The sequence below is a fragment of the Aquicoccus porphyridii genome (genome assembly GCF_008369105.1).
GTDB classification, from domain to species: Bacteria; Pseudomonadota; Alphaproteobacteria; order Rhodobacterales; family Rhodobacteraceae; genus Aquicoccus; species Aquicoccus porphyridii.
This window is the reverse complement of record NZ_VINQ01000209.1, coordinates 1-380: the sequence shown is the minus strand read 5'-3', so window position 1 is coordinate 380 and position 380 is coordinate 1. Positions and strand designations below refer to the sequence as shown.

1 pseudogene is annotated in these 380 nt (G+C 62.1%); it reads right to left on the bottom strand.

What is annotated here, in order from left to right:
• A pseudogene (locus tag FLO80_RS24220) lies at positions 1-283 on the bottom strand (hypothetical protein); the annotation flags it as partial.
• Positions 284-380 lie beyond the last annotated feature (97 nt).

Below are 380 nucleotides of genomic sequence, written 5' to 3'. Positions count from 1 at the left end.
AGACGGGCTGTTCCAGTTGCCTTGCGATATTCGCCTCGTCGGGCTGGTCGAGCAGCGCCAGTTGCGAGGCCAGGCCTTCCACCAGGTGCATGCGGCCTTCCAGCCAGCTCTGGATGTTGCTGGCGGTCAGGGTGCCGATTTCCCCGAGGTAGTTTTCCGTGTCCGTGCGCACGGCCTCGCGCTGTCGGTAATCGTTGTAGAGGATGAAGCAGCTGAAGGCGAAAACTACCACCAGCGCGGCGGCGAGAAGGATTTTCTTGGCAAACGACAGCGAGCGAAGCATGAGCGATGCGTCCTGGCAAAAGCCTCAAGAAGGGCGGGGAGCCCAGGCCACCAGGTAGGGAGCTTGCGGGGGAAAGCCATGATCCAGCGCCTGAACG